Origin of the sequence: Paenibacillus sp. FSL M7-0420, from assembly GCF_038002345.1 — a bacterium.
Taxonomy (GTDB): Bacteria; Bacillota; Bacilli; order Paenibacillales; family Paenibacillaceae; genus Paenibacillus_AQ.
The window spans coordinates 7,506,975-7,520,114 of record NZ_JBBOCJ010000001.1 but is presented as its reverse complement, the minus strand read 5'-3'; the positions used below and the strand labels follow the sequence as shown (position 1 = coordinate 7,520,114).

Genomic DNA, 13,140 nt, shown 5'->3' with positions numbered 1-13,140 from the left:
TCTTCCCTCATTTTTCCAAGGGTGAACAGGGTGAAAGTATGGCAGCAGGCAAAAAACCTTCCCTTTCAAGCAACTCTGGTGCTTAATAGAGGTATTAACTATTACAACTCATGAACGCGTTACAGGCTGGAGGTATACATATGGCCAAGGAAAGCTTCGATAAAGAAATCCAGTTTCTCCGTATGCTGTCACTAGCCGGGGGAGCTTATAGCAGGCAGCAATTCGCCGAGCGGCTCGGCATTTCCGTACATACCTATGACAAAACGCTGCGCAATCTCAAAGAGATGGTAACCGTCCTGCAGCAGGATCTGAGCACAGAACAAGGCACCGAGCTATCTGAATGGCTCCGCTACAATTACTATGAATCGGCCGATCCGCTGCTCCTGTTCCTGTTCCGGGCGAAATCGCTGAAGGAGACGGAGAGCATCCGGCTGACGCTGCTGTTAACCGCACTTCAGAGCGAAGAACTGACGGCCAAGGAGCTGCATGACGGCTGTTGTGACCAGATGCCTGCCGATTCGCCGCTGCCGGACGAGAAGACCATCCGGGGAGACCTGAAATACCTGGAGGAGGTCGGCGTGATTGTAAGGGTAAATGAGAAGCGTCCCTACCGGTACAAGGCAGCCAACGAACTGCTGGACCAGCTTACGGATGACGAGCTACTCGACCTGTTCGATTATGCAGATGTCATTGCCAATACGCAGATTCCGTCTGTCCAGGGTTACCTCCTGCGTGACACCTTGAAGAAGGCGCTGCGGTTACGGGGCATTCTTCCCGAAGCCACGGAGACCCACCGGTACAAATATCATTACCATTCACGGATTCTGGATGAGGCGCATCTCTATTCGATCCATGGGGCGATCCAGCAGCGGCGGAGAATCAAATTCCTCTACCTGTCGCCCAAAAAAGGCATGAACTACACCTCCCAGAACACCAACCCCCTCTTCGAGCGGGAATCGGCAGGGATTACGGATAGCCTTCTTCCCCTGCGTGTCGTCTACGATCATCAGTATGGGCGCTGGTATCTGATCGGCTATCACAGCCGGACCGGGATTAAGAAATTAAGGATGGATGGCCTGACCCAGGTTGAAGAGGGCGAGCTTGTAGATGAAGAGGAGTTTGCGCAGAGACTTCAGCAATTAGAGGCTCAATTGGAGTATAGCTGGGTAACGGATACCAACCGTGCGGTGAAGGTCGCCGTCCGATTCTATAACCCGAGCAGGTCCGGCGCCAACTTCATCCGGGAGCGGGTCGAGGCGCAGGGGCAGTGGGGAGTGATTACAGAAGAATCCGATACGACCTTCCTGTACGAGATTACGGTGAACGAGATCTTTGAGATCAAGCCGTGGCTGCGGAGCTTCGGCTCCAGCTGCGAGATTCTGGAGCCCCGCTGGCTACGCAAGCAGTTCATGGAGGAATGGAAGGAGATTAAGAGCTACTATGAATCCCTTTGAGAAAATATTCAACTTCCAGATCATCTCCCGCCTGGAAGAGGCCGGCTCCCTGGCGTTAACCTCACAGGAGCGCTCCTGGCTGAAGACGATGCTGGGGCATCCGGCGGCGGCTGAAGCTTTTTCAACCGAAACCTTGCTTAAACTGAATTCCCTGCTGGAGGCCGAAGCTTCTATTCAAGTAGGTGAGATTATCATCGAGAAGGCCCGCAGCAAGGAGCGTCAGGTCTATCATCCGCTGCTCCGCCCCCTGCGCCGCATCATCATGGAGAATCAGGGAATTCAGCTCACCTATGCGATCAAGCATGGCGGGGAACGAACCGACCCATCCGGCTTCCCCCACAAGCTGGAGTACAATATGTATAAGCGGGAGTGGTACTTACAGTGGTACAGCACCCGGCAGCGCTCGCTCATGTCCACGAAGCTGCGGAACATTGTGTCTGCCGATCCCGCTCCCATCCCCGCCCACCGGATAGACAGCCTCAAGGCCCGGATCGCCCGTCTTCTAGACGGTCTGAGAGAATCGGCCTGCATTCAGGTCATTCCTGTCTACAATGCCGAGCTGTCGCGGATCTTGTCCACCTTCTCCTGCTTCGATAAGTCCGTGGCCTTCGATGAAGCTACCGGGATCTACCGCATCACCGTCCACTACATGAGAGACGACAGCGAGTTCCTGCTCTCCCGCATCCGCTTCCTGGGCCTGCGCGTGAAGATCACTGAGGGCGAGCAGCTGAAGCAGCGTATGCTGAAGTCGGCGGAGATGGCGGTGGGAAGGTATGGGGAGATGGAAGAGTGAGGGATTACTATGGGAAAAAGAATAGTGGTAAACATAGCTGATTTAGCTAAAAAGCATAAGATTTCGATGCGGGAGTTGTCTAGACTATCACATGTCCGCCATGCTGCATTAAGCGAACTGGCCAATGGAAAACGAGAAAGTATTAATTTTAGCCATATCATTAGAATTGCAGAGGCTTTAAATATTCAGGATATACGGGAGATTATTGATTTGGTTGATAGTAAAGAGAACGATTGATATGAAGATTATTGTACAAGCGGAACAGCTATTTTCATATGGCATGAATATTAAATTTGATTTAGGTGGCATGTAAGGCTATAATACGTTTAAACAATTAAACATTATAACGGAGTGAGCCATGAGCGAGCCGATAGGTAATCAACAAGTCATTGATATTTTCGAGAATCTAAGCCCTTATCTTCAAGGTCTGGGAGATCCCGTTCGCCAGCGAATCATATCGCTGCTCATTGACCGAGACAGCATGAACGTATCACAGATTGCAGAGCATGTTCCCATGTCACGCCCTACAGTCTCTCATCACCTGAAAATATTGCGCCAATCCGGGCTGCTGTCGGTTCAGAAAAAAGGGACTGAGATGTATTACAAACTGGAGTTCAACGATGCTATTGAATTGCTCAAACAGCTCGTTCATCTCGTAGAAGTGGAATGTCAGAGCTAGCGCAAGCCGCGCTGGTGAACTGCATTCCTTTTCTTCACACTATTATGTTCAATTGTTTAAACATATAAGTACATAAACCTATAAACGGAGGTTAACAAATGAATAGAAAAAAGGTTCTCATCGCTGGAGGCTATGGTGCTGTAGGGGTACAGATTGCCCGCATTTTACATGACAGGCACCCTGATCTGGAGTTAGTGCTTGGCGGTCGTTCTGCTGGCAAAGCAGCCCCTTTCCCATCGGACCGGGTGCACACGGTTGTTGTTGATACCCAGGCAGTCGATCCGCTGATTCACGCAGGAGAAAATATAACTTTAATCATTAGTGCGGTGAACGATCTGGATGACCGACTACTGGTAGCAGCAGTACGAAGAAAAATTCCACTCATTGATGTCACACGCTGGACAGAAGTTTTTCAGCAAGCGATCCGCACAATAGATCAGGAAGAGCTTCATGCCCCCGTGATTCTCTCTTCCGGATGGATGGCGGGAACGGCCTCCCTGTTTGCAATGATGCTCTCGAAATCGCTTCAGAACGTTGAAGTTAACATCCATGCCTTGTACTCCCTGCGGGATAAGGCCGGCCCGGATTCAGCAGCCTTTATGGACCGGATGAGCATTCCTTTTCATATCACTCAATCCAATACGAGCCGGCTTGTCTATCCCATGACTGACCCGGTTAAAATACAGTTTCCAAATGGATACGCGACGCACTGTTACAGACTGGATACTCCTGATCATGTCACCTTGCCTCGTACCCATCATATCGATTCTGCCAGCTTTCGCATCTCCTTCGATCATAAGGTTTCTACTTATGCACTCGCAGGACTGGTCAAAACCGGAATATGGAAGATGATTAGTGGGGATCGATTCAAGCCTTTCAGACGGAAATTATTGTACAATCCGGGAACCGGGAGCGCTCATCACCTGGTGATTCTAATGAAAGGCATGGATGCGAAAGGTAACGTAGTGGAACGCAGGATGACTGTCTCCGATCCACTCGGTCAGACCCATATGACTGCACTTGGCGCTGCGGTGCAGGCCGAAAATTTACTGCTGATGATGTCGACGGATGAGCCGATGGCTCCAGGCATTTATTATCCTGAGCACTTGTTCGATCACCGCATGGACATGGATGCAGTCACTCACTTTTTCACACAATACGGTGTTCAAGTATCTTATTCCTGATCCAGCACTATACTACCAATACGCCGCCAGAAAGAACGGTCATGATTCATGTGGTGAATATGGTACAGTTCATGAATCATGACACAATCCATCACTTCCAGTGATGCCATCGCCAAGCGATAATGGGGTTGGTAGTTATATTATTCCACCACCACATAATACAAATTAGCAGTACTATCCTTCGAAATCGTATGTGCGCCCGCCGCAAGGGAGATAGTGGCCACGCCGTTCGTTATGGGATAGCTTGTCCCATCGACTTTGATTTTGGTCCCCTCTGAATTGAACACCAGCGTTAGCGTTGAGGCCTTGGCTGCGTTGAACTGGATACTGGTGGCGCTCTCGATTTTCAGACATTGCGTTAAGGTCAGGCCTTTATAGACTACCGTTCCTTTGCTGGTGGAGAGATTACCCTGAATAGTGAAAAAGCTGCTCGATGTTCCTGACGCTGTAAAATTGTGAACCGCTGCTCCAGGGGCTGGTGTTGACGTAGGTGCTGCTGTCGGCACGGGAGTTGTTGTCGGCACCGGAGTCGCTGTTGGCGCCGGTGTCACTGTCGGCACTGGCGTCGCCGATGGAGCCGGGGTCGGTCCTACGGGGCCGGAATTGCCTCCCACAGACACCAGTCCTGAGGTGTAGCTGCGGATGGCAGACATTAACGGCGCATTGAGGGCATAGGATGCGTCGTCCACGGAGTTGTTGAACGTCCAACTGAAATCGCCGCCCCCTTGGCGTCCGGCTCCCGCTGTAACTTTCTGTTGTACTACGCTTACGTTATCGACAGCTGCTACGCTGACACCTGTATCCACCAGCGTATCGAAGTTGTTATATGCTGTTCCGCCGACAAGTGCTTTGTACGAGCCGGGAACGGCCTCGCTTCTCGATGAGGCCAGGTAAGCATCGTGTGAAGCTGCGTTTGCCGGAGCTGTTCCGCTGCTAGAGTTCGCATAGATCAGACTGGCCGCACCTGTGATACTGTTGTTGTAGGCTTTGATCATCCCGCCGTTCTCCCCGGAGAACGTGCCTTCGCCCAGAGCATCTGTGCCTTGCAGGGAGCTTAGCATCGGGTTCTTGGTATTCCTGAACACATTTCCTTCCACGAAGGCCGAAGCGCCGGTAGTTACGCCCACACCATATTTGGATACGCCGTCATAGAAGTTATTATACACATGCACCGAAGCCACTCTGATCCGCGGGTGACGGGAGTCGGAATGATCGAACCAGTTATGATGGAAGGTCACGAAGAATTCTGCAGACTCGCTAAGTCCGACCAGTGATGCTTTTCCGGAATCAAAATAGTGGTTGTACGAGATAGAGATATACGTTGATCCCTTCTTGAGGTCCGTAGAACCGTCCCCCTTGACCTGGTCGGCATCGCTTCCCGCTGATCCATAGAAAATATCGTTATTGTGCACCCACACATTCGCGTTGCCTGTATCCATGGAAATGCCGTCATCCGGGAACAACATCACGCCCAGGTTCCTTACCTCTACATTCCCGGTATACCTGAGCAGCATTCCCCAGCCGTAGGCAGTCGCATCTTTTCCTATTCCTTCGAGGGTAATGTTCATTTCCGTATAATTATTTTTGCCTTTGAGCTCAAGATACCCGCTGCTGTTCAGCTGTCCGCTGAGGTCGGCGGCTGTCACCTTTCCGATGAACCGGATGGCGAGCGGGGTGGTATCATAGCCTTTTTGCCGAAGAGTAAGAATACCACCAAGACCTACTCCCGTCTGCACGGTACCCGAGCTGCTGACCACTACGGGAAGTGTTACGGTCTGCGCATTCTGAGAGGTGACATACAGCACCTGTGCCCCGCTCTTCAGCGTTCCATTGTCATTATAAGCACCAGAGCCTGTACCATAAGGTGAAGCTGTGGAAAATGCAAACCCTGACCGGTCATATGGCGCAGCGGCCAGCGTACCCGTCACTGCACTCGCCGTTCCCCCGCCTGACAGCACGGCTTCGACTTTGATCACATAATTACCAGCGGCCAATCCTACGGCATCTGCTCTCCAGTAAGAGGCATATTTGCGGATCAGTTCATTATGAAGCTGCTGATACTGGGAATCTGCGGCGCTTGCCGCTTTGATGAATACCTTATATCCCGATGCATTACTGACAGGTGACCACTCCACGTAGGCTGCTTCATTTCCGCCTCCACTGCCTGTTACCGTAAGCCCCGCAGCATGTACTACTGCAGTCCCCCACCCGCTGAATAACAGAGTGAGTCCAAGAGAAAACAACAATCCTATACTGGTTACCTTCGCAACGATTCTATTCATTGATTTGCCTCCCGATTTAAATTTGTTGCAGAATACAGTTGTAACCGCTTGCAATAACCTGTGGAATTTCGGTGTCTTCCCTCCTCTTGTACCGGGTGATCCGAACCCTTGAAGTAGACGGAAATGAACCTGTCGGATACCCCGAGCATAGCAGAAGCCGAATTAGTGCTGAAACAATCATTTGCTCATATCACCTCCGATTATGCGCTATTATGAGATAATGATTATTTTGCAGCGAAATGATACCTGCATACAAAAAGACACCCGTCCGGGGTGCCTTGAACTGACGCTTCTTCATCAATAATGGAAAGCTCACTGAAACTTCGTATTAACGCGGATCTGGCCGCTTTTACTTTTGACCGCAGCCTTCTCCGGCTCTGGGTTCAAGCTCTGGCCGATGTCGGTAGCGTTCTTCTTGAAGGTCTCGGTCACCGTCTGAATAACTTCCCCTACATTATGTGCCGATTCAAAGATCGGATCGATGGTCTTGATCTTCCCCTTCACATCCCGGGTAACCTGATTCGCCGTGTGAATGAGCTGAGTCGCCTCTCCCGTTAATCCATGAATCGCATTCCTCACCTCGCCCAGCGTCCTGTTGGTCTCGCCGAGTGTGGTCATTCCCTTGCGCAGCGTAAGGATGACAAATGCAACCAGACAGACAAAAGCAACCGCAGCCAAAGCAACACTAAGCTGAATTAACATATGCAACGCCTCCTGTAGTACCACTCTATGTCCAACTTACAGACATCATTCCTGCATGTTGCGGCTACAGCCCGCTTTTGCCACCTTTGAAGGAAGATAATTTGTCAATTAGCTTGTCCTTATAGATTAATCCGAAGATAAAGGCCAGGACGGAGATAGCGGAGATGACGATGGTGGGTCCATAATTCTTGTGGTAGATATTAGCCCCAATGCTTACGGAGGCCAGCAGCCACGGAAATCTGGCGATGAGCAGGATCATAAAGAATCTTAGGGGCTTCATCGTCGTCAAACCCGCTGCATAGATGAACATATCCTTGGGAAGTCCGGGAATGATAAAGATAATGAACAGGAAAACCGAGAATTTGTTATTATCCATCATCCCCCGCATCCACTTGAACTTCTCCCTTTGCAGCAAGCCTTCAATGAAAGATCCGCCCAGGAATCTGGTGAAGTAAAAGGCGATCATCGCCCCCAGCAGCATTCCCCCGGTAACGAAGACCGCACCTAACGTGGTGCCATAGATGTATCCCCCGGCAATTTGAACGACCTCCCCCGGTATCGGGGCGATTACCGTCTGGAGAATCTGGAAGAGCACCAGCATAACCGGCCCTAACTTCCCCGTAGAGAGGATATAATCGCGGAAGCCGTCCAGCGACATCGTCAGCCGCAGAAGCTGCGGCAGGTATCTGATGAATACGATCGTGGTCACAAGGCCTACGCAAGCGAGGAGAACCTTGCTGACCCGCTTTTTTTGTAATAACCAATCCATTTACGAATCCCTCTCTTCACTGGCTTATGATATCTCCAGCTTAGGTGAATATTCTTAAGATCCGGGCATGGAATTCCTTAAGAATTCTTAAGTCGCCTGTCATCCGGTGGTTTAAGCGCTATGGACAATCTATAATGTAAGCACGACGAGTGCCCGGGAAAGGAGGGGGATGGAGGAATGATGAATCCTGCGAAGACCATACTTATAGCCGACGACAACCACGAGATCCGGGAGATTGTCCGGGTGCTGCTGGAGAGTGAGCAATACCATGTCATTGAGGCTGTTGACGGTGAAGATGCCGTGAATAAAGTAGACGATACCATTGACCTGATCATTCTGGACATGATGATGCCCCGGAAGTCGGGAATTAAGGCCTGCGTGGAGATTCGTGAGCTGACCAGCGCGCCTATACTATTTCTGACAGCTAAGACTCAAGACTCTGATAAAACACTGGCCTTCTCGGCCGGAAGTGACGACTACCTGTCCAAGCCCTTCTCCTACACCGAAATGGTGTCACGGGTGAAGGCCTTACTTAGGCGGTATTATGTGTACAAAGGCAAGGAGGATTCCTCCGCTCCCTCAGATGTGATTACCTTCAACGGGCTAAGCATTAATCCTACTGTCAACGAGGTAATGATGAACGGGAAGGAGCTGACCCTGACCGAAATTGAGTACAAGCTGCTGGCGCTGATGTCCATTAACCGCAATAAAATTTTCTCGGCGCAGAATCTGTATGAGAGTGTGTGGGGCGAGCCTTACTTCTACAGCTGCAACAATACGGTGATGGTTCATATCCGCAACCTGCGGATGAAGCTGGAGAAGGACCCGCAGAATCCCAAGTTCATCAAAACCGTCTGGGGAAAGGGGTACCGGATTGAATAACAAGCTGCGGTGGAGCAGGCTGAAACTGAAATTAATCCTGTGCCTGATCGGTTCTTTCATAGCCTCTGCCATGCTGTTCCTGCTGCTGCAGTCCACAGGCGAAGATCTGCTGGAGCATTACCGGACCAGAAGCTCGTTCATCAACAAGCAAGAAGAGCAAGCCCTTCCGGCACTCCAGGAATATATCTCCGGGCAGCATCTTGCGCTTAAGGATGACGCAAAAATAGCTGAATGGGTCAGGAAAACCAAGTACGTAAATCTCTATCTCTATAAGGACAACCAATTTCTCTACTCTACAGACGGGTACACCATCAAGACCGAGAATACAAGGTTTCTACCGGACCCTAGCATTTTCAGCAAATCCCAATATTCTACGGTTACCTTTGCGGATACGACTGCGAAGGTCTATATGGAGTATTTTTTTGAATACAAGTACTACAACCTCATTACGATTCTGGGTGTGATTCTGTCGTTCTTATTCTTCATCGTCCTGGTCCTGTTCTTCATCAACAAGAAGACCTCTTACATTGGCGTGCTGGAGAAGGAAATTAAAATTCTGGAGGGCGGGAATCTGGATTATCCGATTACGCTGAAAGGGAAGGATGAGCTATCGTCGCTGGCCCAGAGCATTAATGAGATGAGGAAATCGTTCATCGAGCGCCTGGAGAGCGAGGAGCAGGCCAGATTGGCCAACAGCGAGCTGGTCACCGCCATGTCCCACGATCTGCGGACACCGCTCACCGCATTGGTCGGCTACCTGGACATCATCGAATACAAGAAATATCAGGATCAGGAAGCGTTAGCGAAATACATTCATAACAGCAGGGAAAAAGCCTATCAGATCAAGCATCTGTCCGACAAGCTATTCGAATATTTCACCGTGTACAACACAGAGGAGAATGACTTGGAGTTCGAGTCGTACGATGGGATTCAGCTCATGGATCAGTTAATCGATGAGCAGTCGATGTTGCTGGAGAATCACGGCTTCCAGGTAGCCTGGGAGCCGTCCCCTGTCCCTTTCCGCGTGGATCTTCACCTGATCTCCTTCAGGCGGGTATTCGACAACCTGTTCTCCAACATTACGAAGTATGCCGATACGTCTGCTCCCGTCACGATTGCGTATAGGATTGAAGACCGCTGGCTGTTGATAGATATCACGAATGTTATACAAACGGAGGCCCATGAGGTCCATAGCACCGGGATCGGCCTCAAAACCTGCCACAAAATCATCAGCCAGCATAAGGGCGAAATCACATTCACAAGCAATGGGGACACGTATTCCGTCCACATCCGTTTGCCGGTAAATAACACGCTCACTTCATTTAGGGAGGATCATCATGCAAAAATTCACTACAGACCGATTAATCATCAGAAACTTCCGGGAGACGGATGCACCGGGGATGCTAGAGTATTTGGCGAATCCGCGGGTGAACTGCTTCCTGAGCGAACGCCTCTCCACGTTAGAAGAAGCCATCGCCACCGCAATTGAACGAAGTCAGGACGACTCCCATCTGGCCGTCACTCTGAAGGAGACCGGGGCGATTATTGGCGATCTGTTCTGCATGAAAGAGGAGCCCGATACCTATAGCGTAGGCTGGCACTTCAACCCGGCCTACGAGGGCGTCGGCTATGCCAGCGAAAGCGCCCGCGCGCTGCTGCGCTACCTTTTCCTGGAGCAGGAAGCCAGACGCATCTACGCCTACGTCGAGGACGACAACTTCAGATCGCAGAAGCTGGTCGAGAAGCTGGGCATGCGCCGGGAAGGCTGCTTCCTCGAATTCATCTCCTTCACCACGAACGAAGACGGAACGCCGAAGTACGAGAATACCCAGCAATTCGCTATATTGAAGCGGGAGTGGTTGGGGCAAGGGAAGGTTTAATCCGTGTAGCCAATGAAGAGCCGGGGAGCAGGACATACCTTCATACCTGTTCCTTTGCATGCTCAACGCTGCTATTTTAATGAGTAATTCCTTCCCCTACCCTCAACTTCATCCTTATACCCCAACAACATACGTGCTAACGTGTTAGGATACTCCATTAGCTTACGGTATTCCATTGCAGATAGATTAGGGTTCCTTAACATAACCGCCTGAAGCTTGGCTATTTCTGAAACATCATAACGAGTTTTGTGTACCATAAATTGAGATACGTAATTACCTACAGACAATTCAGACAAGTTCTCATTGCCGTTCCATGAATAGAGCTTAATCTGCTTTATAAATCGCTCGATATTATCACCTTCTGATAAAAAACGATACACTAAATCACTCTTTATCAGAGTTGTGTTTGAATCTGCCATGTAGCTTTTTTCCATCAAAAACACTACAATTCCCATGAATGTATCAATGATTTGCAGGGGAATGGACTCATGGGACTCTTCTGACTTAACCGATGAAATTTTGTACTTTTTGCTCCGATAAACTGAATGAGCGTTCATTTGTTCTTTAATTTTTGTAGGAAGTCCAAGAGCGTCGTATTCATCGTTGCGATCAATTTTAATGTTAACATCCACCTGACCCTGCAAGTGCCGCGTTACCCCGTAGAACAGCCTCTCGGGAATTTTGATATAAAAAAGGTTCCGTAGCTCCTTCATTGTCAGGTTTAGTTGTCTAGCTATACTATGCGCTTCTGTGTTGCTAACAATCAGAATATTAATATTAACATCCTGATTGATAATATAATGAAGAGCCTTAAAATATTTCTTTAAATACTGATCATGATTGTATTCCCTGAAATGGAGCTCGCTCTTAGTTCCAAGCTCATCATATATACGTTGTACCGAATGTCCTATTTCAGACATGGTCTGCTCACTACCACCATACGCACCGTAATATGAATTTGCTTTTCCCGGCTGGTCAATTTTATTTGCTTCATCGAAATAGATATTATAGATCATTGTACACATCCTAAATAACCAAAATGATAACGTATAACTTGACTTTCGCACACATACATAATATCATGAATACACAGAAATAATACGGATGGATACAGTCTTCTCCGCTTCTTTAGTGGAGCTGACTATATCCTGAAAAGACCCTTCTCCGCTTCGTTAGCAGAGTTGGGTTTTTTATTTTCCTGGACCAAAACCTACAGGAGATGATGTAGCGCCATTCGCCCGGCAACCGTGGGAGGTGGCTGCCGACTATCGGGACAGCGGTCTTTTTAACTTCTCCGGCATGGGGATATGCTTTATGGACTCTAACGGATGATACAACAACATCCATGGTCCCGAGAAACGCATAACTCCCTTGATTTTCTGGCGGTAGACGGGTGTATAACAATGAATCGGACACTTCGCACAAGCGGTTTTCTCTTCACCAAATTTGCAGTAGGAGAGTCTTTTCATGACATACTCATTTAAATTCCGGCATTCCTCACAGAGCTCCTTTTTATGATGTTTTTTCTTGCAATAGATACGGATCATTTTTGAAGCAATAACCTTTTCCTTGCGGATTATAGGGCCATCGTTCAGTGGCTTCTCAGCCTCTCTGCTCATATAATAAGGCCTCCTTGGCTTAGTTGAACTTATTCATTTAAATCTAGTCCTATCAACAATTCTTTAGGTCCTTAAAAACCTGTTAACATGGACGATCAGGATAGGCTTAACAGTTGCTTAGCATATTTACGTTAAGCCATCCCTAATGTATAATTGTTATAACAGTTGAATACAATATTGAGGAGGACTTTTAATGAATAGGATGGTTGAAATGGAACGAAAAGTCACTAAATTCGGAAACAGCTTAGGTATAACAATGACTGATGCACTAAAGCAAATAGGGCTGGATCAAGGGGATACCGTTCTTATCGACATAAACCAGTCCACTGGAGAAATTATTATAAAAAAGTCAACAAAGGTATCGCTTCCTCATGGAATTAGTGAAGATTTTATGGATTCTTTGGCAGATGTTATTAATCAATACGATCAGACCTTACATGGTCTCAAAGACAGATGATTCAAACCCGTTATTTATCCGTCCAAGAAGTCATAGCCATTAATCTCGCAATGATTCAACGCTATAGTCCCGGTGAACAAGTTGGTGTAAAAGAGCCGGGACTGCTCGAATCTGCTGTCCTTCGCCCACAATCTTCAGCTTTTGAAGAAGATGCTTACCCTACCATTTTTGAAAAAGCCGCCGCTTTGTTCGAGTCACTGGGTCAAAACCATCCGTTTCACAATGCAAATAAACGTACTGCTTTCACAGCACTTGTTATTTTCCTAAGCTATAATGACTTGTTCTTTAATATGGATGTCAAAAAAGCAGAAGACTTCACTGTTGATATGGTTAACCATAAATATGAACTTCAAGCATTAACTAAACTTATTAAAGCACACTGTGTCGCTGGAAAAATATAAAAAAGCGAACATTAAAGAATCTTTCGGAGGTCTGAAAA

15 protein-coding genes and 1 pseudogene are annotated in these 13,140 nt (G+C 48.5%); 10 read left to right on the top strand and 6 right to left on the bottom strand.

Going from position 1 to position 13,140, the window contains the following annotated elements; all coding sequences use genetic code 11:
• Positions 1–140 precede the first annotated feature (140 nt).
• The 5 genes from MKX51_RS32555 (at position 141) to MKX51_RS32535 (ending at position 4,110) form a co-directional block, all read left to right on the top strand.
• The gene (locus MKX51_RS32555; protein WP_340995321.1) at positions 141–1,454 is read left to right on the top strand and encodes a helix-turn-helix transcriptional regulator; all 1,314 of its coding nucleotides are present in this window, start codon (positions 141–143) and stop codon (positions 1,452–1,454) included.
• The gene (locus MKX51_RS32550; protein WP_340995320.1) at positions 1,441–2,247 is read left to right on the top strand and encodes a WYL domain-containing protein; all 807 of its coding nucleotides are present in this window, start codon (positions 1,441–1,443) and stop codon (positions 2,245–2,247) included. Before MKX51_RS32555 ends, MKX51_RS32550 begins: the two co-directional genes overlap by 14 nt.
• Positions 2,248–2,256: 9 nt before the next feature.
• Positions 2,257–2,484, top strand: coding sequence for a helix-turn-helix domain-containing protein (locus MKX51_RS32545; RefSeq protein WP_036726310.1), 228 nt, complete (start codon positions 2,257–2,259; stop codon positions 2,482–2,484).
• A 121-nt stretch (positions 2,485–2,605) separates the two neighbouring features.
• Positions 2,606–2,926, top strand: a complete 321-nt coding sequence (locus tag MKX51_RS32540; protein WP_340945537.1) for an ArsR/SmtB family transcription factor — start codon at positions 2,606–2,608, stop codon at positions 2,924–2,926.
• 98 nt (positions 2,927–3,024) lie between these two features.
• Positions 3,025–4,110, top strand: a complete 1,086-nt coding sequence (locus MKX51_RS32535; RefSeq protein WP_340995319.1) for a saccharopine dehydrogenase — start codon at positions 3,025–3,027, stop codon at positions 4,108–4,110.
• Here MKX51_RS32535 and MKX51_RS32530 read toward each other — a convergent pair.
• The 4 genes and pseudogenes from MKX51_RS32530 to MKX51_RS32515 all read right to left on the bottom strand — a co-directional run.
• Positions 4,101–4,235: pseudogene (locus tag MKX51_RS32530) on the bottom strand (M48 metallopeptidase family protein); the annotation flags it as partial. The gene MKX51_RS32535 and the pseudogene MKX51_RS32530 overlap by 10 nt on opposite strands.
• A gap of 15 nt (positions 4,236–4,250) precedes the next feature.
• Positions 4,251–6,392: a pectate lyase family protein gene (locus MKX51_RS32525; RefSeq protein WP_340995318.1), complete on the bottom strand. Its 2,142-nt coding sequence runs from the start codon at positions 6,390–6,392 to the stop codon at positions 4,251–4,253.
• A gap of 312 nt (positions 6,393–6,704) precedes the next feature.
• The gene (locus MKX51_RS32520; protein WP_340995317.1) at positions 6,705–7,094 is read right to left on the bottom strand and encodes a DUF948 domain-containing protein; all 390 of its coding nucleotides are present in this window, start codon (positions 7,092–7,094) and stop codon (positions 6,705–6,707) included.
• Between the two features lie 64 nt (positions 7,095–7,158).
• Complete coding sequence (locus MKX51_RS32515) at positions 7,159–7,863, bottom strand: TVP38/TMEM64 family protein (protein ID WP_340945546.1); 705 nt, start codon at positions 7,861–7,863, stop codon at positions 7,159–7,161.
• Between the two features lie 177 nt (positions 7,864–8,040).
• On the opposite strand from MKX51_RS32515, the gene MKX51_RS32510 reads away from it, so the two are divergent.
• From MKX51_RS32510 to MKX51_RS32500, 3 genes are read left to right on the top strand one after another with little or no spacing between them, the layout of a single operon-like run.
• A complete protein-coding gene (locus MKX51_RS32510; RefSeq protein WP_340995316.1) occupies positions 8,041–8,745 on the top strand; it encodes a response regulator transcription factor in 705 nt (234 codons plus the stop codon).
• Entirely contained in the window at positions 8,738–10,234 is a 1,497-nt protein-coding gene (locus MKX51_RS32505) for a HAMP domain-containing sensor histidine kinase (protein WP_340995315.1), read from the top strand. The genes MKX51_RS32510 and MKX51_RS32505 overlap by 8 nt, the downstream gene beginning before the upstream one ends.
• A complete protein-coding gene (locus tag MKX51_RS32500) occupies positions 10,158–10,625 on the top strand; it encodes a GNAT family N-acetyltransferase (RefSeq protein ID WP_340995313.1) in 468 nt (155 codons plus the stop codon). The genes MKX51_RS32505 and MKX51_RS32500 overlap by 77 nt, the downstream gene beginning before the upstream one ends.
• A gap of 71 nt (positions 10,626–10,696) precedes the next feature.
• On the opposite strand, the gene MKX51_RS32495 is transcribed toward MKX51_RS32500, so the two are convergent.
• Together MKX51_RS32495 and MKX51_RS32490 are read right to left on the bottom strand one after the other, a co-directional pair.
• Positions 10,697–11,641 carry a DUF3800 domain-containing protein gene (locus MKX51_RS32495; protein WP_340995312.1) on the bottom strand — a complete coding sequence of 315 codons (945 nt, stop codon included), beginning with the start codon at positions 11,639–11,641 and terminating at the stop codon, positions 10,697–10,699.
• 249 nt (positions 11,642–11,890) lie between these two features.
• Positions 11,891–12,244 carry a nitrous oxide-stimulated promoter family protein gene (locus MKX51_RS32490; RefSeq protein WP_340995310.1) on the bottom strand — a complete coding sequence of 118 codons (354 nt, stop codon included), beginning with the start codon at positions 12,242–12,244 and terminating at the stop codon, positions 11,891–11,893.
• A gap of 193 nt (positions 12,245–12,437) precedes the next feature.
• Here MKX51_RS32490 and MKX51_RS32485 point away from each other — a divergent pair, with 193 nt between their 5' ends.
• Entirely contained in the window at positions 12,438–12,701 is a 264-nt protein-coding gene (locus MKX51_RS32485) for an AbrB/MazE/SpoVT family DNA-binding domain-containing protein (RefSeq protein WP_340945558.1), read from the top strand.
• Entirely contained in the window at positions 12,698–13,102 is a 405-nt protein-coding gene (locus MKX51_RS32480) for a type II toxin-antitoxin system death-on-curing family toxin (protein ID WP_340995309.1), read from the top strand. The genes MKX51_RS32485 and MKX51_RS32480 overlap by 4 nt, the downstream gene beginning before the upstream one ends.
• Positions 13,103–13,140 lie beyond the last annotated feature (38 nt).

What these genes read in the sequence shown, in the direction of transcription:
- MKX51_RS32555 (WP_340995321.1), top strand. Translation starts at nt 141, where the DNA reads ATGGCCAAGGAAAGCTTCGATAAAGAAATCCAGTTTCTCCGTATGCTG.
- MKX51_RS32550 (WP_340995320.1), top strand. Translation starts at nt 1,441, where the DNA reads ATGAATCCCTTTGAGAAAATATTCAACTTCCAGATCATCTCCCGCCTG.
- MKX51_RS32545 (WP_036726310.1), top strand. Translation starts at nt 2,257, where the DNA reads ATGGGAAAAAGAATAGTGGTAAACATAGCTGATTTAGCTAAAAAGCAT.
- MKX51_RS32540 (WP_340945537.1), top strand. Translation starts at nt 2,606, where the DNA reads ATGAGCGAGCCGATAGGTAATCAACAAGTCATTGATATTTTCGAGAAT.
- MKX51_RS32535 (WP_340995319.1), top strand. Translation starts at nt 3,025, where the DNA reads ATGAATAGAAAAAAGGTTCTCATCGCTGGAGGCTATGGTGCTGTAGGG.
- MKX51_RS32525 (WP_340995318.1), bottom strand. Translation starts at nt 6,392, where the DNA reads ATGAATAGAATCGTTGCGAAGGTAACCAGTATAGGATTGTTGTTTTCT.
- MKX51_RS32520 (WP_340995317.1), bottom strand. Translation starts at nt 7,094, where the DNA reads ATGTTAATTCAGCTTAGTGTTGCTTTGGCTGCGGTTGCTTTTGTCTGT.
- MKX51_RS32515 (WP_340945546.1), bottom strand. Translation starts at nt 7,863, where the DNA reads ATGGATTGGTTATTACAAAAAAAGCGGGTCAGCAAGGTTCTCCTCGCT.
- MKX51_RS32510 (WP_340995316.1), top strand. Translation starts at nt 8,041, where the DNA reads ATGATGAATCCTGCGAAGACCATACTTATAGCCGACGACAACCACGAG.
- MKX51_RS32495 (WP_340995312.1), bottom strand. Translation starts at nt 11,641, where the DNA reads ATGATCTATAATATCTATTTCGATGAAGCAAATAAAATTGACCAGCCG.
- MKX51_RS32490 (WP_340995310.1), bottom strand. Translation starts at nt 12,244, where the DNA reads ATGAGCAGAGAGGCTGAGAAGCCACTGAACGATGGCCCTATAATCCGC.
- MKX51_RS32485 (WP_340945558.1), top strand. Translation starts at nt 12,438, where the DNA reads ATGAATAGGATGGTTGAAATGGAACGAAAAGTCACTAAATTCGGAAAC.
- MKX51_RS32480 (WP_340995309.1), top strand. Translation starts at nt 12,698, where the DNA reads ATGATTCAAACCCGTTATTTATCCGTCCAAGAAGTCATAGCCATTAAT.